General features: G+C 66.5%; 22 protein-coding genes and 1 pseudogene. 17 read left to right on the plus strand and 6 right to left on the minus strand.

The annotated features are described in order from the left end of the window. The first annotated feature begins 55 nt into the window (after window positions 1–55). The 10 genes from AB4Y44_RS15730 (at window position 56) to AB4Y44_RS15775 (ending at window position 9755) form a co-directional block, all read left to right on the plus strand. The gene (locus tag AB4Y44_RS15730; RefSeq protein WP_342918630.1) at window positions 56–772 is read left to right on the plus strand and encodes a TetR/AcrR family transcriptional regulator; all 717 of its coding nucleotides are present in this window, start codon (window positions 56–58) and stop codon (window positions 770–772) included. Window positions 773–890: 118 nt separating this feature from the next. Next, window positions 891–1850: a 4-hydroxyproline epimerase gene (locus AB4Y44_RS15735; RefSeq protein WP_342918857.1), complete on the plus strand. Its 960-nt coding sequence runs from the start codon at window positions 891–893 to the stop codon at window positions 1848–1850. Then, entirely contained in the window at window positions 1850–3007 is a 1158-nt protein-coding gene (locus tag AB4Y44_RS15740) for an NAD(P)/FAD-dependent oxidoreductase (RefSeq protein ID WP_368700140.1), read from the plus strand. The genes AB4Y44_RS15735 and AB4Y44_RS15740 overlap by 1 nt, the downstream gene beginning before the upstream one ends. Beyond that, on the plus strand, window positions 3000–3275 hold the full coding sequence (locus tag AB4Y44_RS15745; protein ID WP_368700129.1) for a 2Fe-2S iron-sulfur cluster-binding protein: 276 nt from the start codon (window positions 3000–3002) through the stop codon (window positions 3273–3275). The genes AB4Y44_RS15740 and AB4Y44_RS15745 overlap by 8 nt, the downstream gene beginning before the upstream one ends. Next, the gene (locus tag AB4Y44_RS15750; RefSeq protein WP_368700130.1) at window positions 3272–4540 is read left to right on the plus strand and encodes an FAD-dependent oxidoreductase; all 1269 of its coding nucleotides are present in this window, start codon (window positions 3272–3274) and stop codon (window positions 4538–4540) included. The genes AB4Y44_RS15745 and AB4Y44_RS15750 overlap by 4 nt, the downstream gene beginning before the upstream one ends. Before the next feature lie 89 nt (window positions 4541–4629). Continuing rightward, window positions 4630–5412 (plus strand): AraC family transcriptional regulator, encoded by a 783-nt coding sequence (locus AB4Y44_RS15755; RefSeq protein WP_246088941.1) that lies wholly within the window; start codon window positions 4630–4632, stop codon window positions 5410–5412. Between the two features lie 172 nt (window positions 5413–5584). Further along, a complete protein-coding gene (locus AB4Y44_RS15760) occupies window positions 5585–6499 on the plus strand; it encodes a dihydrodipicolinate synthase family protein (protein WP_342918627.1) in 915 nt (304 codons plus the stop codon). A gap of 94 nt (window positions 6500–6593) precedes the next feature. Beyond that, complete coding sequence (locus AB4Y44_RS15765; protein WP_342918626.1) at window positions 6594–7607, plus strand: Ldh family oxidoreductase; 1014 nt, start codon at window positions 6594–6596, stop codon at window positions 7605–7607. A gap of 88 nt (window positions 7608–7695) precedes the next feature. Beyond that, window positions 7696–8358, plus strand: coding sequence for a response regulator (locus AB4Y44_RS15770; RefSeq protein WP_028203032.1), 663 nt, complete (start codon window positions 7696–7698; stop codon window positions 8356–8358). Then, on the plus strand, window positions 8355–9755 hold the full coding sequence (locus tag AB4Y44_RS15775; RefSeq protein WP_342918625.1) for an ATP-binding protein: 1401 nt from the start codon (window positions 8355–8357) through the stop codon (window positions 9753–9755). Before AB4Y44_RS15770 ends, AB4Y44_RS15775 begins: the two co-directional genes overlap by 4 nt. Here AB4Y44_RS15775 and ampC read toward each other — a convergent pair. From ampC to AB4Y44_RS15800, 5 genes are all read right to left on the minus strand, one after another. Continuing rightward, a complete protein-coding gene (gene ampC, locus AB4Y44_RS15780; RefSeq protein WP_342918624.1) occupies window positions 9752–10924 on the minus strand; it encodes a class C beta-lactamase in 1173 nt (390 codons plus the stop codon). The two genes, AB4Y44_RS15775 and ampC, sit on opposite strands and share 4 nt — an antisense overlap. 88 nt (window positions 10925–11012) lie before the next feature. After that, a complete protein-coding gene (locus AB4Y44_RS15785; protein WP_368700131.1) occupies window positions 11013–12539 on the minus strand; it encodes a cytosine permease in 1527 nt (508 codons plus the stop codon). A 161-nt stretch (window positions 12540–12700) separates the two neighbouring features. After that, window positions 12701–13630, minus strand: a complete 930-nt coding sequence (locus AB4Y44_RS15790) for a LysR family transcriptional regulator (RefSeq protein WP_342918622.1) — start codon at window positions 13628–13630, stop codon at window positions 12701–12703. 12 nt (window positions 13631–13642) lie between these two features. Continuing rightward, the gene (locus AB4Y44_RS15795; RefSeq protein WP_368700132.1) at window positions 13643–15076 is read right to left on the minus strand and encodes an NAD(P)/FAD-dependent oxidoreductase; all 1434 of its coding nucleotides are present in this window, start codon (window positions 15074–15076) and stop codon (window positions 13643–13645) included. Between the two features lie 68 nt (window positions 15077–15144). After that, the gene (locus tag AB4Y44_RS15800) at window positions 15145–15489 is read right to left on the minus strand and encodes a cupin domain-containing protein (protein WP_342918620.1); all 345 of its coding nucleotides are present in this window, start codon (window positions 15487–15489) and stop codon (window positions 15145–15147) included. 170 nt (window positions 15490–15659) lie between these two features. Between AB4Y44_RS15800 and AB4Y44_RS15805 the strand changes: the two genes are divergently transcribed. The 6 genes from AB4Y44_RS15805 (at window position 15660) to AB4Y44_RS15830 (ending at window position 21079) form a co-directional block, all read left to right on the plus strand. Then, a complete protein-coding gene (locus AB4Y44_RS15805) occupies window positions 15660–16490 on the plus strand; it encodes a helix-turn-helix transcriptional regulator (protein WP_342918619.1) in 831 nt (276 codons plus the stop codon). Between the two features lie 151 nt (window positions 16491–16641). Continuing rightward, window positions 16642–17592, plus strand: a complete 951-nt coding sequence (speB, locus tag AB4Y44_RS15810) for an agmatinase (protein WP_342918618.1) — start codon at window positions 16642–16644, stop codon at window positions 17590–17592. Window positions 17593–17610: 18 nt separating this feature from the next. Then, window positions 17611–19110: an aldehyde dehydrogenase family protein gene (locus AB4Y44_RS15815; protein ID WP_368700133.1), complete on the plus strand. Its 1500-nt coding sequence runs from the start codon at window positions 17611–17613 to the stop codon at window positions 19108–19110. A 164-nt stretch (window positions 19111–19274) separates the two neighbouring features. After that, complete coding sequence (locus AB4Y44_RS15820) at window positions 19275–19673, plus strand: DUF2946 domain-containing protein (protein ID WP_342918617.1); 399 nt, start codon at window positions 19275–19277, stop codon at window positions 19671–19673. A gap of 133 nt (window positions 19674–19806) precedes the next feature. Next, the gene (locus AB4Y44_RS15825) at window positions 19807–20688 is read left to right on the plus strand and encodes a hypothetical protein (protein WP_368700141.1); all 882 of its coding nucleotides are present in this window, start codon (window positions 19807–19809) and stop codon (window positions 20686–20688) included. A gap of 28 nt (window positions 20689–20716) precedes the next feature. Further along, on the plus strand, window positions 20717–21079 hold the full coding sequence (locus AB4Y44_RS15830) for a copper resistance protein CopC (protein ID WP_342918616.1): 363 nt from the start codon (window positions 20717–20719) through the stop codon (window positions 21077–21079). 87 nt (window positions 21080–21166) lie between these two features. Here the strand turns inward: AB4Y44_RS15830 and AB4Y44_RS15835 are convergent, their stop codons facing one another. Continuing rightward, entirely contained in the window at window positions 21167–21391 is a 225-nt protein-coding gene (locus tag AB4Y44_RS15835) for a hypothetical protein (RefSeq protein WP_342918615.1), read from the minus strand. A 423-nt stretch (window positions 21392–21814) separates the two neighbouring features. On the opposite strand from AB4Y44_RS15835, the pseudogene AB4Y44_RS15840 reads away from it, so the two are divergent. Next, window positions 21815–22111 (plus strand): annotated as a pseudogene (locus AB4Y44_RS15840) (ABC transporter substrate-binding protein); the annotation flags it as partial. Window positions 22112–22196 lie beyond the last annotated feature (85 nt).

Here is a 22196-nt window from a genome sequence, read left to right on the forward strand (position 1 = left end):
ATACCATCCGTACGGAATGTTTAGCAGCGACGCCTGCAATGGTATGATCGCCGCCATGAAAGACTCCTCCGTCAAGGCGCCCGCGCGCGCGACAAGGCGCAGCGCGAAGGCGGCTGACGCAGCGGCTCCCTCGGCTCCACCGGCCTCTGCGGCCCCGAAGTCCCGTTCCCCACGCAAGGACGCGGCGCCCGCCGCCGGCACGCGCCGCAAGAAAGCTCCGGTCCAGGTGCGCGCGCAGTTGCTGCAAGCGGCTTCCGATATCGCCACCGATCAAGGCGTGCCCGCCGTGACGCTCGACGCCGTGGCCGAACGCGCGGGCGTGACCAAGGGCGCGCTGCAGTATCACTTCGCCAACAAGCAGGGCTTGCTCGATGCCCTCTTCGAGCAGACGCTCACGCGCTTCGAGCAGCAGATGCACACACGCATCGACGAAGGCATGGCGCAGGGCGCGCCGAAACACGGCGCCGCCGCGCGCGCCTACCTGCACACCACGCTCGACGAAACGAGCCCTGCCGCCAGCACCAACGTGCTGCGCGTGCTGGTGGCCGCGATGATGACGGACCCCGCGATTCGCGAGCGCTACGCCGCGCCCATGCGCAAGTGGACGCGTCCCGACCCGCTGCCGCTCGAAGCTGCCGCCCGCCTCATGATCTGCCGGCTCGCAGCGGACGGCCTGTGGATCTCCGATCTGCTCGGCTACCAGAACATGCCGCCGCGCCTGCGCGCCGAAGTGGTGCGCCAGCTGGAGCAACTGGCGCTCGTGAAAGACTGAAGAAAGCACGCGCAAGGGTTCCCCCGGAGCGCCGCGCATTCACGCCCGGCGCACTATGCCGAAATCGTCACCGCGCATGGGTCGTTCGAGCAAGACGGCCAACATGGCGCGACCTACGATTGTCGCCATGAAAACCCTGACCGTTATCGACTCCCACACGGGCGGCGAACCCACACGCCTCGTGATCGCCGGCGGCCCCGAGCTGGGACGCGGCCCGCTCGCCGAACGCCTCGCCGTATTCCGTCGCGACTTCGACCGCGTGCGCGCGGGCGTCGTCAACGAGCCGCGCGGCTCGGACGTAATGGTCGGCGCGCTGCTATGCGAGCCGCATGATCCGTCCTGTTCCGCGGGCGTGATCTTCTTCAACAACGTCGGCTTTCTCGGCATGTGCGGGCACGGCACCATCGGCCTCATCGCGTCGCTCGCGCATCTCGGGCGCATCGCGCCCGGCGTGCATCGCGTCGAAACGCCGGTCGGCAACGTCGAAGCCGAACTGCACGCCGACGGCAGCGTCACCGTGCGCAACGTGCCCGCGTATCGCTACCGCCAGGCCGTGCCGCTCGACGTGCCCGGCTACGGCCGCGTGCACGGCGATATCGCCTGGGGCGGCAACTGGTTCTTCCTCGTCGCCGACCACAACCTGACGCTCGAAGCGCGCAACGTCGAAGCGCTCACCGAAGCCACGTGGGCCATGCGCCAGGCGCTCGAAGCGAACGGCATTACCGGCGCGGACGGCGCGCTGATCGACCATATCGAACTGTTCGCGCACTCGGACGTCGCGGGCATCGACAGCCGCAATTTCGTGCTGTGTCCCGGCAAGGCCTACGACCGTTCGCCGTGCGGCACCGGCACGAGTGCGAAGGTCGCGTGCCTCGCCGCGGACGGCAAGCTCGCACCCGGTGCGCAGTGGCGCCAGGAAAGCATCATCGGCAGCGTGTTCGAAGCCCGCTATGAAATCACGCCCGAACTCCCCGCCGGGCATATTCGTCCGAGCATACGCGGCAACGCGCATATCAGCGCGGAGTCCAAACTGATTTTCGCCGACGACGATCCGTTCGCGTGGGGCATTCCCGCGTGATGCAAGGTTCGAGCAGTCAACACGATGTCGTCGTGATCGGCGCGGGCATCGTGGGCGCCGCATGCGCGCATGAACTCGCGGCGCAGGGCCTGGACGTGCTCGTCATCGAGCGAGCCGGCGTAGGCGGCGGTGTGACGGCCGCCGGCATGGGCCACCTCGTCGTGATGGACGACACGCCCGCCGAATTCGCGCTGAGCGCATGGTCGCTGGCGCTGTGGCACGCGTTGGCGCCGCGTCTCGACGAGCGCCACGCGTTCCTGCGCTGCGGCACGCTCTGGGTCGCCGCCGACGAAGAAGAACTGGCGCTCGCGCAGACGCGTCAGCAGGCGCTGCAACGCCAGGGCGTGGCGTGCTCGATGCTGGACGCCCGCCAGTTGCGCGAAGCGGAACCGGGTCTGCGCCATGGCCTCGTCGGCGGCATGATCGTCGACCACGACGCCGTGGTTTACGCGCCTGCCGTAGCCGCATGGCTGCTCGAGCAGCCCGTTGGCGGCCGCTTGACCTGCCGCACGCGAACGCAAGTCGCGCATCTCGACCGCGCGGGTGTGCATCTCGCCGATGGCGAGGTCATCAGCGCGGGCGCGGTGTTGATCGCGAACGGCCTGGCGGCGCTCGATTTGCTGCCGCGCCTGCCGCTCCAGGCGAAGAAGGGACACCTGCTCATTACCGACCGCTATCCCGGCGCGATTCGCCATCAGATTCTCGAACTCGGCTATATCAAGAGCGCGCACAACGCGAGCGGCACCTCGGTGGCGTTCAACGTGCAGCCGCGGCCGACCGGGCAATTGCTGATCGGCTCGTCGCGCCAGTTCGACACCACCGACCCCGCCGTCGAGCCGGCGATGCTCGCGCGCATGCTGCGCCGCGCCGCCGAATATCTGCCGCAACTGCCCGCGCTCAATGCGATCCGCGCATGGACGGGCTTTCGCCCCGCATCGAGCGACGGCATGCCGCTCATCGGCCCCCCGGCCTCGTTCGCCGACGACGACAGCCATCCGTCCACGTGGCTCGCCACCGGACACGAGGGCCTCGGCGTCACCACGGCGCTCGGCACCGCGAAGCTGATTGCCGCGCAAATGATCGGACACGCCGCCGACATCGACGCGACGCCGTACCTCCCCGCGCGCTTCGCCGACCAGGGGGCCGTGCATGCCTGAAGCCAATACGACGTTGACGATCGATGGGCGCAAAGTGGGCGTCGCGCCGGGCAGCTCGGTTGCAGCCGCCATCGCCACTGCCGCGCACGCAGAACACGCGGCGCCCGTCACGCGGCGTTCGGTGAGCGGCGCGCTGCGCGGGCCGTTGTGCGGCATGGGCATCTGCCAGGAATGCCGCGTCACCATCGACGGCGTGCCGCATCGGCTTGCCTGCCAGACGGTTTGCGTCGCAGGCATGCAGGTCGTCACCAGGAATGCAGCGCCATGAAGTTCGACATCCTGATCATCGGCGCCGGACCGGCCGGATTGAACGCCGCGCGCACTGCCGCCGAGGCGGGCGTGAGCGTCGGCATCGTCGACGACAATGCGCTGCCCGGCGGCCAGATCTGGCGTCAGGGCCCCGGTCATCGCGCCACTGGCCCCGCACGCGTCGTGCTCGACGCCCTCGCGGCGCACACCAACGTCACGCTGCTGAGCGCGACCCGCATCGTGCAGGCGCTGCCAAGGCGGCAGTTGCTCGCGGAAAGCCCCGACCGCGCGCTCACGCTCGCTTACGGCAAGCTCATCGTCGCCTCGGGCGCGCGCGAGCGCTTCCTGCCCTATCCCGGCTGGACCTTGCCGGGCGTCACGGGCGCGGGCGGCTTGCAGGCGCTCATCAAGGGCGGCATGCCCGTGCGCGGCGAACGCATCGTCATCGCGGGCAGCGGGCCGCTGCTGTGGGCCGCCGCCGTCACCGCGCGCCAGCATGGCGCAACGATCGCCGCGATCGTCGAGCAGGCGCCGCCCCAGGCGGTGCGCCGCTTCGCGGCCGGCCTCGTCCATACGCCCGCGAAGCTCGCGCAGGCGCTGCGTATGCGCTTCGACTTGCGCGCCACGCCTTACTGGTGCGATGCGTACGTTGCCGAAGCCATCGGCACGACGCGCGTGACCCAGGCGCGCGTGCGGCGCGGCAACGACGACATGCGGGTCGATTGCGACCGGATCGCGTGCGCCTATGGCCTCGTGCCGAATACGGGCCTCGGCGCGGCGCTGGATTGCCGCCTCGAAACCCATGCGGGCTCTCCCGCCATCGCCGTGAACGAGTCGCAACAGACCTCCGCCGAAGCCATTTACGCGGCCGGCGAATGCACGGGCGTGGGCGGCATGGAACTCGCGGCGGTGGAAGGACGCATCGCGGCCTACGCCGCGCTCGGCGACCACGCGAACGCCCGGCGCCTGTGCGCCGAACGCGAGCGCTACCGCCGTTTCGCGATGCGCCTGCACACAGCGTTCGAACTGGCACCCGCGTTGCGGTCGCTCCCGCAGCCCGACACCGTGTTCTGCCGTTGCGAGGACGTCGCGTATCGCGACGTCGCGCGCCATGCGTCGTGGCGCGACGCCAAGCTGCAGACGCGCTGCGGCATGGGCCCCTGCCAGGGCAAGATTTGCGGCGAGGCGGCGGCGTTCTGCTTCGGCTGGCCGCAAAACGGCCAGCGCCCGCCGTTCGCGCCCGCGCGCATCGACACCTTGCTGCACGCAGAAACGGCGCAATAGCGCCACAGCCGTTTTTTGTTGCAGATGCGCGCGCGTGCGCAAATCGGCACAATGGTGATTTCCGCCGATCCCGCCCCAGGCGCCTCGCGATGCCCGAACTGGTCCTGCCCGCCGCTCTCGAAAACGCCACGTTTGCGCAGATGGTCGCGCATTTCACCATGCTCGAACCGCTGTTCGACGCCATGCCCGACGTGGTGTTCTTCGTGAAGGATCACGAGGCGCGCTACGTGATCGCGAACACCACGCTCGCCGCGCGCTGCGGTTTCAAGGAAAAACGCGCGCTGCTCGGCAAGACGGCCGAGCAGGTCTTTCCCTCGCGCTTCGGCCACAGCTATACCGCGCAGGACCAGGCCGTGGTGCGGCTCGACAGCAGTCTCATCGACCAGCTCGAACTGCATCTGTATCCGGGCCGGCAGCCGGGCTGGTGTCTCACCTCGAAAGTCCCGCTGCACGACGCGCGCGGCCGCGTGCTGGGCGTGGCGGGCATTTCGCGCGACCTGCAGGCCGCCGAAGGCACGCATCCCGCTTACCAGCGGCTCGCGGTCGCCGCGAAGTACATCCAGGACAACTATGCGCAACCGCTCAAGCTCGCGCACCTGGCGAAGCTCATCAACATGTCGGTGGCGCAGATCGAGCGCTACTTCCACAAGATCTTTCACCTCACGCCCCGCCAGATGCTGCTGAAAACTCGTCTGGACGCGGCCTCGGTGCTGCTCGCGAGCGACCTGAGCATTACCGACATCGCCACACAGTGCGGCTATAACGATCACAGCGCGTTCACGCGGCAGTTCAAGGCCACGGTGGGCGTCACGCCGAGCCAGTATCGCGCGCTGCTGCAAACGCCCGAAAGCGCGCAGACGCCCGGCGCTTGAGCCTCGCGCCCAGGGTTGTCCCTGGACTGCTTTAAGAAAGCGGCGGACTATGCAGATTTCGTCTTTTTGAGGCGCGAAAGGCCCCAAGCGTCAAACTATCTGGACAGCGATACTTCACTCATATTCAACAGGTACCGGCGCGAGCCGCTACGCATTCAAGGAGTGAGTCACAGTGAGCGCTATCCAGTGGAGCGGGGTGTTTCCCGCCGTCAGCACGCAGTTCAAGGCGGACTTCTCGGTCGATATCGACGCCACGCACCGGGTGGTGAGCAATCTCGTCAAGGACGGCGTGTCGGGCCTCGTGGTGTGCGGCACCGTCGGCGAGAACACCTCGCTCGCGACGCATGAAAAGATCGCGGTGATCGAGGCCGCGCGCGACGCGGCAGGCGGCAAGGTGCCGGTGATCGCGGGCATCGCCGAATTCACCACCGAGTTCGCGCGTCAAACCGTGAAGGAAGCGGCACGCGTGGGTGTGGACGGCGTAATGGTCATGCCGGCGCTCGTGTATTCCTCGAAGCCGCACGAAACCGCCGCGCATTTCCGCGCCGTGGCTTCCAGCACCGACGTGCCCGTGATGGTCTACAACAATCCGCCGATCTACAAGAACGACGTGACGCCCGACATCCTGATCGCTCTTCAGGATTGCGAAAATATCGTCTGCTTCAAGGATTCGTCGGGCGATACGCGCCGCTTCATCGATCTGCGCAACGCCGTGGGCGACCGCTTCGTGCTGTTCGCGGGCCTCGACGACGTGGTGGTCGAAAGCGTGGCCGTGGGCGCGCAAGGCTGGGTCTCGGGCATGTCGAACGTGTTCCCGAAAGAAGGCGAAACGCTGTTCCGCCTCGCGAAGCAAAAGCGCTTTGACGAAGCGCTCGCGCTGTACCGCTGGTTCATGCCGCTGCTGCACCTCGACGCGCGCCCCGACCTCGTGCAATGCATCAAGCTGTGCGAGGAACTGGTGGGCCGCGGCAGCGCGGCCACGCGTCCGCCGCGCCTGCCGCTCGAAGGCGAAGCGCTCGCGCATGTGAAGGCCGTGGTCGAGAAGGCGCTCGCCACGCGCCCCGCCCTGCCGGACGTCGGTCTGTAAGCGTTACGCATTCAGCGCGCCTCTCTCCCAATCTTCATTCGAATCGCCGAAACCGGGCCACGTTGGCCCGGTTTGTTTTTTTACACGGGATGCCATGTCCGCCACCATCGTCCTCACGCTCGACGAAGTCTTCACGCTCTCGCGCAACGTGCTGCTGCGGCACGGCATGTCCGAGGCGCACGCCGATGCGATCGCGCGCGTCATCACACAAGGCCAGCGCGACGAATGCCATTCGCACGGCATCTATCGCCTGCTCGTCTGTGCACGCTCGCTTCAGAGCGGCAAGGTCGATGCGTGCGCCGAGCCCACGCTGCGCGATATCGCGCCTGGCGTGCTGGCCGTGGACGCGCATTTTGGCTTTTCGCTGCTCGCCTTCGAAACCGGCTTGCCCGTGCTCGCGCAGAAAGCGCGCAGCCAGGGCATCGCGGCGATGGCCATCAACCGCTGCTTTCATTTTTCGGCGCTGTGGCCCGAAGTCGAAGCCATCGCGGCGCAAGGGCTCGTGGGCATCGCCATGAATCCGAGCCATAGCTGGGTCGCGCCGGCGGGCGGCACGCGCGGCGTGTTCGGCACGAATCCGCTCGCGTTCGCGTGGCCGCGCGAAGGCGGCCTGCCGTTCGTGTTCGACTTCGCCACGAGCGCGATTGCGCGCGGCGACATCGAACTGCACGCGCGCGAGGGCAAGCCCATTCCGCCGCATTGGGCGCTCGACCGCGACGGCCAGCCCACCACTGACGCCCGCGCAGCGCTGGACGGCGCGATGCAGACGTTCGGCGGTCACAAGGGCTCGGCGCTCGCGGCCATGATCGAGCTGCTCGCGGGCGCGCTGATCGGCGACCTCACGAGCATGGAGTCGCAGGCCTTCGACGGCGGCGCGGGCGCGAGCCCTTGCCATGGCGAACTCGTCATCGCCATCGATCCCCGGCGCTTTGGCGGCGACGGTTACGCGGCCGGCCAGGCGCGTGCCGAGCGGCTGTTCGCCGCCATCACCGACCAGGGCGCGCGCTTGCCGTCGCAGCGCCGTTTCGAGGCGCGCGAGCGCAGCGAACGCGATGGCGTGACGGTGCCGCGCGCGCTTTATGACGACGTGCTGAAACTCCTCGACTGATTGCCAGGCCCCCTTTCAGCGTGCCGCTTAAGCACCGGTTAAGCCGGGATGAGCGACAATGTAAGGCTGGAAATTGGGGGAGCGAGCGATGCGCCTGTTGCTGGTGGAAGACGACGAAATGATTGCCGAAACGGTGCTCGACTCGATGCGCCGCGAGGGTCATGCCGTCGACTGGGCGCGCGACGGGCGGGAAGCGGAGCTTTCGCTCGACAACGACGTGTACGACCTCGTGCTGCTCGACCTCGGGCTGCCGAAGAAGGACGGGATCGAGGTGCTGAACGGCTACCGCCGCAAGGGCGGCGAAGCAGCCGTGCTGATCCTGACCGCGCGCGACTCGGTGACGGACCGCATCGCCGGGCTCGACGCCGGCGCCGACGACTACCTCATCAAGCCCTTCGATCTCGACGAGCTGGCCGCCCGCACGCGCGCCATGCTCCGCCGCCGCACGGGCCAGAAACAGCCCGTCTACACGCACAGCGGCCTCGCGCTCGACCCCGCCGCGCACGAGGTGACGAAGGACGGCGAAAGCGTCGCGCTCGTGCCGCGCGAATTCGCGCTGCTGCGCGTGCTCATCGAGCAGCCTGCGCGCGTCTTCACGAAGGCCGAACTCGAAGAGCGCATGTACGGCTGGGGCGAGGAAGTCGGCAGCAACGCGATCGAGGTGCATGTGCACAGCTTGCGCCGCAAGATCGGCACCGACCAGATCGTGACCGTGCGCGGCGTGGGCTACCGGCTCAAGAGATCGGAATGAACTCCATCCGCCGCCGCCTGCTGGGCTGGCTCATCTGCGGATTCGCGGCCGCTTCCATCGTGGCCGGCTTCGGCATTTTTCACAGCGCGCGTGAAGAAGCGGGCGAGCTCTTTGATTACGAGCTGCATGCCGTGGCGCAATCCATGCCCGCGAACGCCGCGATGGCGCGCGAGGTCGAGCAGTCCGGCCCCGGCTTCGACGAGATCGCCGACGACCGCATTCTCATCCAGATCTGGGACCACGACGGCAAGCTGGTTTACCGCTCGCAGGAAACGCCTGTGCTGCCGCGCCAGGCCACGGGCTTTCGCACGATCGAGCACGACGAGGTGCATTGGCGCGTGTACGGCATCGCGCAACCGGACCGCTTCGTACAGGTCGCGCAGCCCATTTCCGTGCGCGACGGGCTGGCGCTGCACCTCGCGCTGCATACCTTGTGGCCGCTCGCACTGCTCGTGCCGGTGGCCATCGTGCTGCTGCTGTTCGTGGTGACGCGCGGGCTCGCGCCGGTGGGCGCGTTGTCGGCGCTGCTCGCTTCGCGCTCGGCGCATGAACTGGAGCCGTTGCGCCTCGACGGCTCGGTGCCCGTCGAACTGCGCCCGCTCGTCGTCGCGCTCAACGATCTGCTGGACCGCCTGAATACGGCTTCGCAGGCGCAGCGCACCTTCATCGCCGACGCGGCGCACGAGCTGCGCTCGCCGCTCGCCGCGCTCAAGCTGCAATGGCAGGCGGCGCTGCACGACGGCACGCTCAACGGCGAGCCGCGCACGCTCGAACGCATGCAAACGCGCCTGAACCGCACGATCCGACTCGTGCAGCAATTGCTCACGCTCGCGCGCGAAGATGCGCAGGCGAGCACGCCCGCCACCGTCGTGAGCCTGCGGCGGCTGGGCGAGCAGGCCATCGGCGACTTCTCGCTGCTCGCGGAAGAGAAAGGCATCGACCTGGGCCTCGAGTCGCGGCCGCCCGTGACGCCCGAGTGCATCTGCAACGTGAACGCCGACGCGCACGGCCTGAACACCCTGCTGAACAACCTGCTCGACAACGCAATCCGCTACACGCCCTCAGGCGGCAAGATCGATCTCGTGCTCACGCGTTCGCAGGACACGCTCGGCTTCGAAGTCATCGATAACGGGCCCGGGATTCCCGAAGCCGATCTCGAACGCGTGGTCGATCGCTTCTTTCGCGGCGATCATGCCCAGGGCACGGGCAGCGGGCTCGGTCTTTCGATCGTCGCGCGCATCGCGCAGCGTCATGGCCTGACGTTCACGCTGCGCAACAACCCGGGCGGCCGCGGGCTCACGGCTGCGGTGAGCGGGCTGCCTGTGCACGACAGCCCGGCGGCCAGTACGAATGCGCCCGCCAGCCGAACCGCGCGGGCGACGAGCGATTCGGCCTAAGGCACCGACGCGCCCTGCACCAGTTCCAGCACCCGATACGCGAACCGCACGCGCGACTCGGTGGGGTGATTGCGGTTGGCGAGAATGACGATGGCCGTCTTGCGCGAAGGCTCGAACGCCAGATAGCCGCCAAAACCATTGGTCGCGCCCGTCTTGTCGAGCAACACGTCGGGCTGCGGCGGCAGCGGCGGAATCAACGCCGTGGCCGGGTTGTCCTCCAGCACCATCACGTTCGCGTTGCCTTTGACGAGGTCGTTCAGGCCCACTGGCTGCGCGTACTGCTCCCATACGAGGTCCTGAATGAACGGACCCGTGTGGAAGTAGCCCACATGCGTGGCCTCCAGCGCGCGCTGCATCTCCGGTTCCACTTCGACCTGGCCCAGGTTCGCTTCCAGAAAGCGCAGCACGTCGCGCGTGTCCGATTTCACGCCGTAGGCTTCGTCGGCGAGCACGCCGGGATTCAGGCGCACCGGCGCGTTCTTGCTGTTGTAGCCCTGCGCATAGGCCGCGCGCTCCGCGGCCGGCACGCGAATGAACGTGTGCGCGAGCCCGAGCTTCGGAAAGAGCAGTGTCTCCACGGCATCCGGGTAGCTCATGCCGAGCTGCTGCGCCGCGATGCGCGCGAACATGCCGATGCTCGGGTTCGCGTAGGTGCGCTGCGTGCCTGCCGGATAGCGCGGCCGCCATGCCTTGAGCCATGCCGTCAGCTGCGTGTCGTTCGTGACTTCGTCGGGCACCTGCAGCGGGAAGCCGCCGCCGGTGTGCGTGCCGAGATTGACGAGCGTCAGCGCGCCAAACGGTGTGCCGCGCATCTCGGGCAGATAGGTGCTCACCGGCGCATCGAGCGAAAGCTTGCCGGTCACCTGCGCCCACCCGCCGAGGGTGGCGGCAAACGTCTTGCTCATCGAGCCGAGTTCGAACAGCGTCTCGTTCGTGACCGGCGCGCCCGTTTCCTTCGACGCGACGCCGAAGTTGTAGAAGCGCTCCGTACCGTTCACGGTGACGCCGATCGCGAGACCGGGAATGCCGTTTTCGCGCATGAAGGCGAGCGCGGCTTCGCGTATTTGAGCGTCGCTGCCGGTGGCGGGTTCGGCGGCAAAGACGGGACTGCTGAGGGCGATGGCGAACAGCAGGGCACCGGCACCGCCCCTGACGAGTGAACGAAGCAAGATCGCCTCCTTACGCGCTGCGCAAAGCCGTGATCTTACCCGGTCTCTGCGCAACGGCTCCCGGCGAAGCGACCTGGTGCTTGCCGACTTACTCGGCGTACTCCGGGCTGCGTTGCAGTTCACGCACCGCGCCAGCGGTTTGCCCGCGCGCGCCGCCGCGCACGAACCGGCGCCCCTCCCGGCCATACACTGCATCCGGCTCGGGAAAGATCGTCAGCAGTACGACATAGATCATGCCTCCCACCGCCAGCGAGACTGGCACGCTCAGATCGAGGCCGCCCGCCAGCGAACCAAGCGGACCGACGAACTGCCCCGGCAGATTCACGAACGAAAGGCCGAGGAACGCCGCCGGCAGCCAGGCACCCATCGCGCGCAGATTCCAGCCGTGCGTGAACCAGTAGTGCCCGCCACGGCCGCCGCGATTGAAGACCTGGAGATCATCAGTGAGATAGTGGCCCCGTCGCGTAATGAAGCCGATCACCATGATCGCCATCCACGGGCAGCTGAACGTGCAGATCAGCGTGGAGAATGTCGAAACGCTTTCCACGAGATTGAACGCGAAGCGGCCGACGAAGATGAAGCCGATGGCCAGCGTGCCGATCAGCATCGTCGCGCGCACGCGGTTCAGGAGTCTCGGGAACATGCTCGACATATCGAGGCCGGTGCCATAGAGCGCGGTCGTGCCGGTGGACATGCCGCCGATGATCGCAATGAGGCAGGTCGGCAGCAGAAACCAGCGCGGCGACACGGCCAGCAGTCCGCCCACATAGTCGTTCGAGGCGATATAGCTCGGCGCCTTCGTTGCAATGAGCGTGGCCGTGACGAGGCCGAAGAAGAATGGCACGAAGGTGGCGATCTGGGCGGCGAACACGGCGCCCATCACGCGGTGGCGCGGCGTGTGCTGCGGAATGTAGCGCGCCCAGTCGCCGAGCGTCGAGGCGAACGACACCGGGTTGCTCAACGCGACGAGCACGGCGCTCACGAAGGCCACCCAGAATCCCGCGCCGCGCTCATGCAGCGTGCCGGCGTAGTTGGGATCAAATGCGCCCGCGAACGCGAAGGCGCCCACCACGAACATGAGGCTCGCCGCCCACACGGCAATCCTGTTCACCCAGAGCATGAAGCGAAAGCCGTAGATGCACACCACCACCACGAGTACGGCAAACACCATGTAAGCCGAGCTGAGTGTCCAGGCGTTGACCGGCACGCCGACCATGTCGTGTGCGCCGCCCACGAGTGCATCGCCCGAACTCCACACGGCGAGCGCGAAGAACGCAATCGAGGTGAGCAGCGCGAGGAACGAGCCCACGATCCGCCCGTGGATGCCGAAGTGCGCCCCCGACGAAACGGGATCGCTCGTGCCGTTGCGCGGACCGAACAGGCTCATGGGCGCGAGAATGCAGGTGCCGGCGAGCACGCCGAGCACGATGGACCACACGCCCGCCTTGAACGAGAGGCCGACCAGAACCGGAAAGCTGCCCAGCACCGAGGTGGAGAAGGTATTGCAGCCGCCGAACAGCAGCCGGAACAGATCGATGGGCCGCGCGTAGCGCGATGCATCGGGAATGCGTTCGAAACCGAATGTTTCGATCTGGGTAATGCTGTTATTGCTCATTGTCTCACTCCTTGCCGCGCCGATCTGGTTGTGTTTGCAAGCAACCGGTCAACGCACTATCAACGCCTCTCGCCCACTTTAATCGATCGCAGCGGGCTAATTATTCTGTATTCCATACGTTTACATCTTGCGCAGCCAATGTATGGCGCGCAGCGCTTCTTTCATTCAACGAGCGCTTCGGGCACGGCGGCATGCTGCCCATAGACGCCCAGCAGATCGTCGCAGAACGCACGCACGATGGGCTTTTCCGCAGAGCTGCGCTTGACGGCCAGATGCATCGGCACGTCGAAGCCGAACGTGGTGCGCCCGAGCGCCCGGATGAGGCCGCGCTGCTCGAACGGCTCGGCGTGATGCGCGGGCAGGTAGCCGATATGGCTGCCCGAGAGGATCAGGACCGTGGCGGCGTCGATGCTGTCGGCAATCGCCGTCACCTGTCGGTCGCCAATACCGGCCAGCTCCTCCGGGATCGGATAGCTGCGCCAGACCCAGTCGTGCTCGCGCAGGTCATCGACATTGACGTGCGGCGCATGATGGAACAGCGCATGCCCGCGCCCGCAGCACAGCACCTGGCGCTCGCTGAACAGCTCGGTGTAGTCGAGGCCCGCCACGCGATGCCAGAAGTAGCCGATCGCAATGTCGAGGTGGTTGTTGACGAGGCTTTCTTCGAGTTCCTGCGGCGCCGCGACCTTCATCGTGAAGCGCACGGCCTGATCGCGTTGGCGGAATGCGCCGATCGCTTCCGCGAGCCGCGCGTTCTCCACATGCGAAGCCTGGCCAATCAGGCCGATGCCGAGCGTGCCGACGAGCTTGCGGTCGATATCACGCACGCGCGCCACGAACTCCGTGGTGGCCGCAACGAGCGCGCGCGCCGAGGGCACGAAGCGTTCGCCCTTCGACGTGAGACGAAAGCCGCCGCGCCCGCGCTCGCAGAGCTTGAAGCCCACGCGCGCCTCGAGCGCCGAGAGCTGCGTGCTGATGGTGGACTGCCGCACGCCGAGCGTCGCTTCGGCCGCGGTGATGCCGCGCGCGTCCACCACGGCGAGAAACACGCGGATGAGCCGCAGGTCGAGATCGGAGGTATTGGAGAACATGCCGCTCATCCCTCACATCGGAAAGCCCATCGCCTTGATTCCCTTGATCCACGCGCGCTTCCAGCCGCCTTCGGCGTCGGCGCCGTCGAACGCATGGAACGTCACCTTGGCGGCCAGCCAGCGCACCGGCTCCGGTGGGATATAGGTCGGGCTCTGGTTGGCGATATCGAGCGCGCGCTCGGGGCTGTTGCGGTCGAACAGGATATTCAGGCCCATGAACGCGCCGAAGCGGCTCGCCGCCACGCCAAAGCCCGTGTAACCCGCTACGAAGACGGCCTTGTCGTTCAGATAGCGCTTCGCGAACACGGAGCCGCGCGAGCAGTAGTCGATCGGGCCGCCCCACGCATGCGAGAAGCGCACGTCCGCAAGCTGCGGGAAAGTGCGGTAAAACGCCTGCGCGAGCCGATAGTAGGTCTCGGCCTTCTGGTCCTGCGGAGGATTCGGATCGCCGTCGAAGTGATAGCTCACGAGCCCGCCGAAGATGATGTTGTTGTTCTTCGTGAGGCGGAAGTAATTGAGCTGCGTGCGCGTGTCGTAAATGCCCTGGCGATTCTTCCAGCCGATACGCGCAAGCTGTTCTTCGGTGAGCGGTTCGGTGGCGAGCACGTGGTCGCGCACTTGCAGCACGCGCCGGTTGATATCGGGAATGCCGACCTTCGCCGTACCGCTGCCGAACACCACGCGCGGCGCGCGCACGCTGCCTTCGGGCGTCTTCACGTAAACAGTCTGGCCTTCGTCGATGACATCGATGAGCGGCGTGTGCTCGTAGAGCTTCACGCCGAGCGAAAGCGCCGCGCGCTTGAGGCCCCACGCGAGCTTGGCCGGATGCACGATGCCGCTTCGATTGCGCGACCACAGCGCGCCGGCGAACAACGGCGAATCGAGTTGCTCGCGCGTCGCTTTGCCGTCGAGCAGCACGACATCGTGCCCGTAGCGTTTGTGCAGCTCGTAGTCGCCGCGCAAGTGCTCGATATGCTCCGGATCGACCGCCACGGTCATTTCGCCGTTCCATTCGATGTCGGCGTCGATGTTGTAGCGCTTGAGCGTTTCCTCGAAGCCGTCGAGGTTGTGATGGCCGAATGCTTCGAGCTGCGCGATATCGTTGGGGAATACCCGTACAGCATTGGGCAATCCATGCATCACCGAAGTCGAGATGATGCCGCCCGCGCGGCCCGACGCTCCGTGCGCGACTTTGCCCGCCTCGATCAGCACCACGTTCAGATGGGGCATCTGCTCACTGGCCTGCACGGCGGCCCAGAGCCCCGTGAAGCCGCCGCCGACGATCAGCAGGTCGGCCTCGACGTTGGCGGTGAGCCTGGGTTCGGTCGGCGGCTCGGCGGGGTTGTCGAGCCAGTACGGAAAGAAGCGTGTGCGCGAAAGCGCCTCTTGCACGCCGAGCGTGACGCCCGGGCGCGATTCGACTTCAACTTCTGCAGGGGTACTCATGATTGGCTTCACTGCACGGAACGAGAGAAACAGAGCCGGCTCCCGTGGAAAGCGGCTCGCCATGGTCCTTAGGCCTGTTCGAGCACGACGTAGAACTTCTTCGCATCCTCGACGGTTTCCCAGCGGCCTGCAAAGCCGGCGGGCAGGAGGTAGCCCTGGCCCGCCGTGAATTCCTTGCGGGCGCCGTTCGCGTCGGTCAGCGCGATCTTGCCTTCCACGAGCCATACCGCTTCGTCGGCGGTCGTGGCCGGGAAATCCACCGCGCCGACCTTGCCTTCCCACCAGCCGATCACGTAGTTGTTGTTCTTGCCGACCGTGGCGCGCCAGTCGCTTTCGTCCATGCCGTATTCCAGCTTGGTGAATTCGCCGATGCCAGCGCCCAGCGGCACGATATCCTGAATCAGTTTGCTCATTTGCGTCACTTCCAGTTGTTTGATTGAGTGACGCCAAAGTTACCGACTGGCGCGGTTGCGGTATGCCCCCCCTCAGGGGGGGCAAGCGGTGTTTTGCCGGCCGATTTGGGCATTTTTGGCGGCCGATAGCCTTCGGCTATAATGAATCAGCCATTACGAATGGGCGCGCCATGCTGCTCAACGTCCCTCCGCTCAACCGCGATCAACCGAACTTTCCGCTCTCGTTCAAGACCCTCGGCAACGTGATCGAGGCCGTCGGTACGCCCGATTTCGTGCCGCGTCTCACGCTGCTGCTCAACGAGGTCGTGCCCGTCAATGTCGTGCATATCGAACGCTCGCGCGCGGACAGCACGATGCCCACGGGCTTTCGTTGCGAATGGATCGGCAGTGGCGGGGTCGGAATGGATTCGGGCGCGATCTCGGACGTGATGACCCTGTATTACGACCGCTTCTACGAAAGCGATCCGCTGTTCGCCGGCATTCGCGGCAAGCTCGGCACGATGCTGGTGGTGCGCGACATCGGTGCGATACCGCCGGGTGAATTCCGCCAGCGGCTCTTCGACGAAGCGCGCATCGCCCACGAATGCGTGCTCGCGCGCGGCACACGCCACGCGCAGGACTCCATCGCGCTCGAACGCGGGTTGCGCGAACCGCCGTTTACGCTCGTGGAAATGAACCGTTTTCGCAGCGTGAGCGAGTTTCTGTTTCCGCTGCTCGAACTGCACGCCTCCACGAGCGCGGCCCGGCGCATCGCCCACGCGGCGCCGTTCATGCATCCGCTCGCGCAGTTCGACGCGCGCATTGCGGCAGACAACGTGCGCCTGTCCAGGCGCGAATACGAAACCTGTGCGCACCTCGTTACGGGCAAGACCGTGCCCGAAGCCGCGCAGATCCTCGGCGTGCAGGTGGCTACCGCCGAGTCGTACGTGAAACGCGCCTTCGCGAAGCTGGGCGTGCGCACCAAGCGCGAACTGATCGCCTGGGGTCACGCGGCCGTTTAAGCAGACTGCTTAGTCGCGAGGTTTAGCCTGTTAAGGACCCACATACATCGATTTCCATCGATGTAAACATCCCAACTTCCATATTTGGCCGCGCGGGATCTCCCCTACCATCGCCCGATCGATTTGACTCTAACGACCGGAGACACACCAGATGGAGCGCCAGTTCAACCAGCCGCTGGGCGGCAACGAGATGCCGCGGTTCGGCGGCATCGCCACCATGATGCGCCTGCCGCAGGCAGAGACCACCGAGGGCCTCGACGTCTGCTTCGTGGGCGTGCCGCTCGATATCGGCACCTCGAATCGCTCCGGCACGCGCTTCGGTCCGCGCCAGATCCGCTCGGAATCGGTGCTGCTGCGGCCGTACAACATGGCCACGCGCGCGGCGCCGTTCGATTCGCTGCAGGTGGCCGATATCGGTGACGTCGCAACGAATCCGTATGACCTGAAGGATTCGATTCGTCTGATCGAAGCGGCCTACGACCGCATCGTCGAAACAGGCTGCCGCCCGATCACGCTCGGCGGCGACCACACGATCGCATGGCCGATCCTGCGCGCACTGCACAAGAAATACGGCAAGGTCGCCGTCGTCCACATCGACGCTCACGCCGACGTCAACGACACCATGTTCGGCGAAAAGATCGCGCACGGCACGCCGTTTCGCCGCGCCGTCGAGGATGGCCTCCTGCAATGCGACAAGGTCACGCAAATCGGCCTGCGCGGCACCGGCTATCACGCCGAAGATTTCGACTGGTGCCGCAAACAGGGTTTCACCGTCGTGCAGGCCGAGGCCTGCTGGAACCGCTCGCTCGCGCCGCTCATGGAAGAGGTGCGCGAGCGCGTGGGCGACACGCCCGTGTACCTGAGCTTCGATATCGACGGGCTCGATCCCGCCTTCGCGCCCGGCACCGGCACGCCCGAGGTGGGCGGACTGACCGTGCACCAGGGCCTCGAGATCGTGCGCGGCATGAAGGGGCTCAACGTGGTGGGCGCCGATCTCGTCGAAGTCTCGCCGCCGTACGACCAGGCCGGCACGACCGCGCTCGTGGGCGCGAATCTGGCCTTCGAAATGCTTTGCATCATGCCCGGCGTGGCTTACCGCTAGGGCGCGAGGAGACACATCATGGCTACGAATAATAAACGTCAAATCGCCGAACGTCGGATCGACGGCGAGGCCTTTGTGCTGCCCGCCGCCACGATTGCGGGTGCAACCTTTTGCGCGGCGGACAACGAAGTGTGCACGCGCATCTGCAATGCGGCCACGGGTGCAACGATCGGCTGGCAGGAGCACGCCACAGCCGGGATGGTCGATCGCGCCGTGCACGCCGCGCACGATGCGCTCATCGCGTGGCGGCACACGACGCCCGCCGCGCGCGGCAAGCTGCTGCGCAAGATCGCCGAGTTGCTGGAAGCCGACCGCGCACGCCTCGCTGCCATGCAGATGCAGGTGAGCGGCAAGCCGCCGTTCGAAGCGGACCTCGACGTGAGCGACGCCATCGCGACGTTCAACTATTACGCGGGCCTGTGCGAAGACGCGTCGGTGTTCGCCGCCGAACCGGTCGCGCTGCCGGACGATGCGCTGCTGGCCGAACGCATGCACGAACCGGTGGGCGTCGCAGCGCTGATCGTGCCGTGGAATTTCCCGATGGTCACGACGGCATGGAAACTCGCTCCCGCGTTGGCTGCGGGCTGCACGGTCGTCATCAAGCCTTCGGAATTCACCTCGCCCACCGAGCACATGCTTGCCGCAATCGTGAGCGAAGCCGGCGTGCCCGATGGCGTCGTGAACGTGGTCAACGGCGGCGGCGAAGTCGGCGCCTGGCTGACGACGCATCCGCTCGTCGACAAGATCTCGTTTACCGGCAGCACGGCGTCGGGCCGCAAGGTCATGCAGGCCGCCGCGCAGGACATGAAGCGCCTCACGCTCGAACTGGGCGGCAAGTCCGCGCTGATCGTGCGCGAAGACGCCGACGTGGCGCAGGCCGTCTCGCTCGCGGTGGGCGGCGCGTTCACCAACGCCGGGCAGATCTGCTCGGCCACTGCGCGCATCCTCGTGCACGACAACGTGTATCGCAAGTTCATGGCCGCGTTCGAAACCGCGGTACGAGCCGTCGTGGTCGCGCCGCCTCAGGGCGCCGACGCGGCGATGGGACCGCTCATCAGCGCGGCACAGCACGCGCGCGTGGCCGCGCTCGTGGCGCGAGGCGTCGAAGCGGGCGCCCAGATCGCGTTCGCGGGCCAGCTCGATCCCGCCTGCGCCAATGGCTTCTTCATGGCGCCAGTCGTTATCGCGGAGCCCGCGGCGGACAACGTGCTGTGGACCGACGAGATCTTCGGGCCGGTCGCGTGCGTGAAATCATTCCGTTCGGATGACGAAGCAATCGCCCTCGCCAACGATACGCGTTACGGGCTGGTCGCCACGGTCGTGACGAGCGACGACAAGTCCGCACGACGCTACAAGGCGCAGCTGCGCGCCGGGCTCGTCTGGGTCAACACCCCGCAACTGATCTTTCCGCAAGTGTGCTGGGGCGGCTTCGGCCTGAGCGGCATCGGCCGCGAACTGGGCGTCGCGGGCTTGCGCAGCTACCAGGAATTGCGGCACACGGTCGGCCTGCGCGGCTGATCGCTTCATGCCGGCTGCATGCCCGCCTCGCGCGGGCTCGATCGCGGCCTCGCACGCCACGTGCGCCGCCGCGACGCTTTGACGGGCGGCGCTGCCGTAAGCGGCGCGGCGGGGGGTGCAGGCCGCGTGGCATAATCCCTGCAATATTTCCGCCACTTCACGCCGTGCGCCGATTCCATCTCAGGCTGGGCAGTCTACTGGGGACGCTTGCGCTCCTCATGGCGACGCTCGCGCCCGTGGTTTCGCACCTGCTTGCCGCCCAGGCCATGCAGATGGCGCCCGGCACGGTGCAACGCGCGCCCTGCGGCATGCCTTCGATGGAGCACCACGTGCACGGCGCGCGCGGCACGACGGGCACGCACGCCACGAACGCAACGTCGGACGACATGCAGGACTGCGGCTATTGCAGCTTCTTCGCGCACCTGCCCGTCGTGTCCGGCGTACCCGTGGCGCTGTTCGTCGTCGGCCGGCTCGTGCAGGCGCGCATCGCGGCGCAGTTCGAGAGCGTTCGCCTCCTCGCGCCCGCAGGCCACATCCAGGCACGCGCCCCACCCCTGTCCTGACTCGATCGACCATGCCAATCCCGGCCGACGCGCCCAGCGTGTCGCCGGGCCTGCCCGCGCGCCGCCGAAGCTCGCGCGCGTGCCTCGCTCCTCGACAGGACAACTCATGTCTGACCTATCGCCTTCCAGCCGCATGGCGCCGGGCGTTCTTGCCAACCTTCGCGCGCTCAGTCGGCTCCTCGGCTGCGCGCTGCTGCTCGGACCGTGCGCGGCCCATGCTCACGCCATCGCGGGCGACCGCGTGTTCCCCTCCACGCTCTCCGTCGACGACCCCGGCGTCGGAGACGAAGCCAACCTCGAATTCGGGCATCAGCGCGTGCCGGGCGACGCCGGCGACCAGAGCATCAACACCTTCAGCTTCGAGTACGACAAGCTCATCACGCCGCGGCTCGCATTCTCGGTAGACGGCGGCTACGTCATGCAGAACAACCCGACCGCACGCGGCTTCGACAACTTCGGCGTGGGGCTCAAGTACCTGCTCTACGTGAACGACGCGCATGAATTCATGACCTCGGTCGGCGTGAACGCCGAATTCGGCGGCACGGGCAGCCGCGCGATCGCCGACAACTTCTCGACGATCTCGCCCACGGTCTTCGCCGGCAAGGGCATGGGCGATCTGCCCGACTCGCTCGCCTGGCTGCGGCCCATCGCCATCACGGGCGAAGCGGGACCGTCGTTCACGACCGGCGTCGGCCAGCCGAACTCGTTCGACTACGGCTTCACGTTCCAGTACAGCCTGCCCTACCTGCAACAGCACGTGCACGACCTCGGCTTGCCGCAGCCGTTTTCCAACCTCATCCCGCTGGTCGAAGTGCCCCTCTCGCGCAGCCAGGGACAAACGACCGGGACCGTCAACCCCGGCTTCATCTGGATGAACCGTTACGGCCAGCTCGGCATCGAAGCGCAGATCCCGATCAACCGGGCGAGCGGCTCGCACGTCGGCATCCTCGCGCAGGTGCACATCTTCTTCGACGATGTCGCGCCGCGCACGATCGGCAAGCCGCTGTTCCAGTAAGCCCGCACCTTCACACAGGAATTTCGCCATGAAACTCGTTACTTTGCGCACGGCCGTCGCTTCGATCGCGCTGCTCGCCGCCCACCTCGCGTGGGCGCACGCCTATCCGAAACATCAGGAACCGCCCGCGGGATCGACCGCGCCGGCCACGCTCAACGCGGTCGTGATCGACTTCGACGATGGGCTCGAGCCCGCCTTCAGTTCCATCGACGTGACCGACGCGCAGGGCAAATCCGTCATCCATGAGAAGGCCAAGGTCGATGCGGGCAACAACAAGCGCATGTCGGTTGCGCTGAACGCGCTGACGCCTGGCAAGTATTCGGTGGTGTGGGTCGCGGTCGCCGCCGATGGGCATCGCACGACCGGCCATTACTCGTTCGACGTGAAGTGAACGCGTAACGACGAGAGGAGGCCATGCTGCGAGGTCTTGCGCATTCGCAGCGTGGCTCGTGGGTGGGTTATCCGGGTGGTCGCCGGCTTAATGCGGCGTGATGGCGGTAAAGGCCTCGGGCGAGCCGTTCAAGGCGTCGTACAGCTCCCCAACGGGCAAGTCGCCGATTTCGTTGTGGATATAGGCGTTAAACGTGCGCTCGTAGAGCGCGCGCCCGGCGCCGGTTTCCATCGTCATGTCGAAGCCGTTGAGAACCAGGGCGGCGATCTCGTCGGCTTCGAGCAGGATGTGTTCAGCTTTCTTTCGTTCCATGGTAGTGCTCCGGTACAGCAGGATCAGGCAATTTTAAGGGGAACGGCGCAGAAATGCTGACAAAAAAACGGGGGCGATTCGATTTCGTTGCCGCAATGCGGCATGCGCCTATGCCTCGAAATGCTTAGTTATCCGATTGATTTCCCAGGCGCCCGCACCATGACGGTTTGGACGACCCGGGCGCGGGCACACCCAGGACCCTGCGAGGAATCGAACGGTGGGCCGGCAAGGACGCATGACGAGGCGTGCGGGAAAACGCCAATGCCCCGCCTGCCGACCGCTATCGAGCTGCAAAAAGTGCCATCGAATCTCCCTTTTGTATAGGACGCGCCTGGTCAGGTCAAATATTCTCTCTCCATCGAAGTGTTCCGTCCGGCGTCGCCCCCCAATCCGGGCCCCCGGCAGCAAAATTCAGGGAGAAGGATGTTGGCTCAGAAAGTGCGGCTCAAACTTGCGGTCGGTGAACACCCGCATACCTCGGCCATTCGTAACGGATCGATCCGCATCGAAGGCGTGGACGCCGAATTCGTCACGGTCCAGCCGCAGATCGGCGCATTCCGCCGCATGGTGCGCGACGTCGAGTTCGACGTCTGCGAACTGGCCCCGACGACCTACATCATCGCTCGCGCCTATGGCGCACCCTTCGTCGGCCTGCCCATCTTCGTCACGCGCCGCTTCCACCACGGCGGCCTGCTCGTGCGCCCCGAATCCGGCATCAAATTAAAACGCCGACGCGTTGAGTGTTTCGTTAAGCCACGGCGGGGCACGGCGGCAGGTGGCGGCGAGAGGCCGCAAGGCGTAGTCG

The organism is Paraburkholderia sp. BR10937 (assembly GCF_040965695.1).
In the GTDB taxonomy this organism is placed as follows: Bacteria; Pseudomonadota; Gammaproteobacteria; order Burkholderiales; family Burkholderiaceae; genus Paraburkholderia.

What these genes read in the sequence shown, in the direction of transcription:
- AB4Y44_RS15730 (WP_342918630.1), top strand. Translation starts at nt 56, where the DNA reads ATGAAAGACTCCTCCGTCAAGGCGCCCGCGCGCGCGACAAGGCGCAGC.
- AB4Y44_RS15740 (WP_368700140.1), top strand. Translation starts at nt 1,850, where the DNA reads ATGCAAGGTTCGAGCAGTCAACACGATGTCGTCGTGATCGGCGCGGGC.
- AB4Y44_RS15745 (WP_368700129.1), top strand. Translation starts at nt 3,000, where the DNA reads ATGCCTGAAGCCAATACGACGTTGACGATCGATGGGCGCAAAGTGGGC.
- AB4Y44_RS15750 (WP_368700130.1), top strand. Translation starts at nt 3,272, where the DNA reads ATGAAGTTCGACATCCTGATCATCGGCGCCGGACCGGCCGGATTGAAC.
- AB4Y44_RS15755 (WP_246088941.1), top strand. Translation starts at nt 4,630, where the DNA reads ATGCCCGAACTGGTCCTGCCCGCCGCTCTCGAAAACGCCACGTTTGCG.
- AB4Y44_RS15765 (WP_342918626.1), top strand. Translation starts at nt 6,594, where the DNA reads ATGTCCGCCACCATCGTCCTCACGCTCGACGAAGTCTTCACGCTCTCG.
- AB4Y44_RS15770 (WP_028203032.1), top strand. Translation starts at nt 7,696, where the DNA reads ATGCGCCTGTTGCTGGTGGAAGACGACGAAATGATTGCCGAAACGGTG.
- AB4Y44_RS15775 (WP_342918625.1), top strand. Translation starts at nt 8,355, where the DNA reads ATGAACTCCATCCGCCGCCGCCTGCTGGGCTGGCTCATCTGCGGATTC.
- AB4Y44_RS15785 (WP_368700131.1), bottom strand. Translation starts at nt 12,539, where the DNA reads ATGAGCAATAACAGCATTACCCAGATCGAAACATTCGGTTTCGAACGC.
- AB4Y44_RS15790 (WP_342918622.1), bottom strand. Translation starts at nt 13,630, where the DNA reads ATGTTCTCCAATACCTCCGATCTCGACCTGCGGCTCATCCGCGTGTTT.
- AB4Y44_RS15795 (WP_368700132.1), bottom strand. Translation starts at nt 15,076, where the DNA reads ATGAGTACCCCTGCAGAAGTTGAAGTCGAATCGCGCCCGGGCGTCACG.
- AB4Y44_RS15800 (WP_342918620.1), bottom strand. Translation starts at nt 15,489, where the DNA reads ATGAGCAAACTGATTCAGGATATCGTGCCGCTGGGCGCTGGCATCGGC.
- AB4Y44_RS15805 (WP_342918619.1), top strand. Translation starts at nt 15,660, where the DNA reads ATGCTGCTCAACGTCCCTCCGCTCAACCGCGATCAACCGAACTTTCCG.
- speB (WP_342918618.1), top strand. Translation starts at nt 16,642, where the DNA reads ATGGAGCGCCAGTTCAACCAGCCGCTGGGCGGCAACGAGATGCCGCGG.
- AB4Y44_RS15815 (WP_368700133.1), top strand. Translation starts at nt 17,611, where the DNA reads ATGGCTACGAATAATAAACGTCAAATCGCCGAACGTCGGATCGACGGC.
- AB4Y44_RS15825 (WP_368700141.1), top strand. Translation starts at nt 19,807, where the DNA reads ATGGCGCCGGGCGTTCTTGCCAACCTTCGCGCGCTCAGTCGGCTCCTC.
- AB4Y44_RS15830 (WP_342918616.1), top strand. Translation starts at nt 20,717, where the DNA reads ATGAAACTCGTTACTTTGCGCACGGCCGTCGCTTCGATCGCGCTGCTC.
- AB4Y44_RS15835 (WP_342918615.1), bottom strand. Translation starts at nt 21,391, where the DNA reads ATGGAACGAAAGAAAGCTGAACACATCCTGCTCGAAGCCGACGAGATC.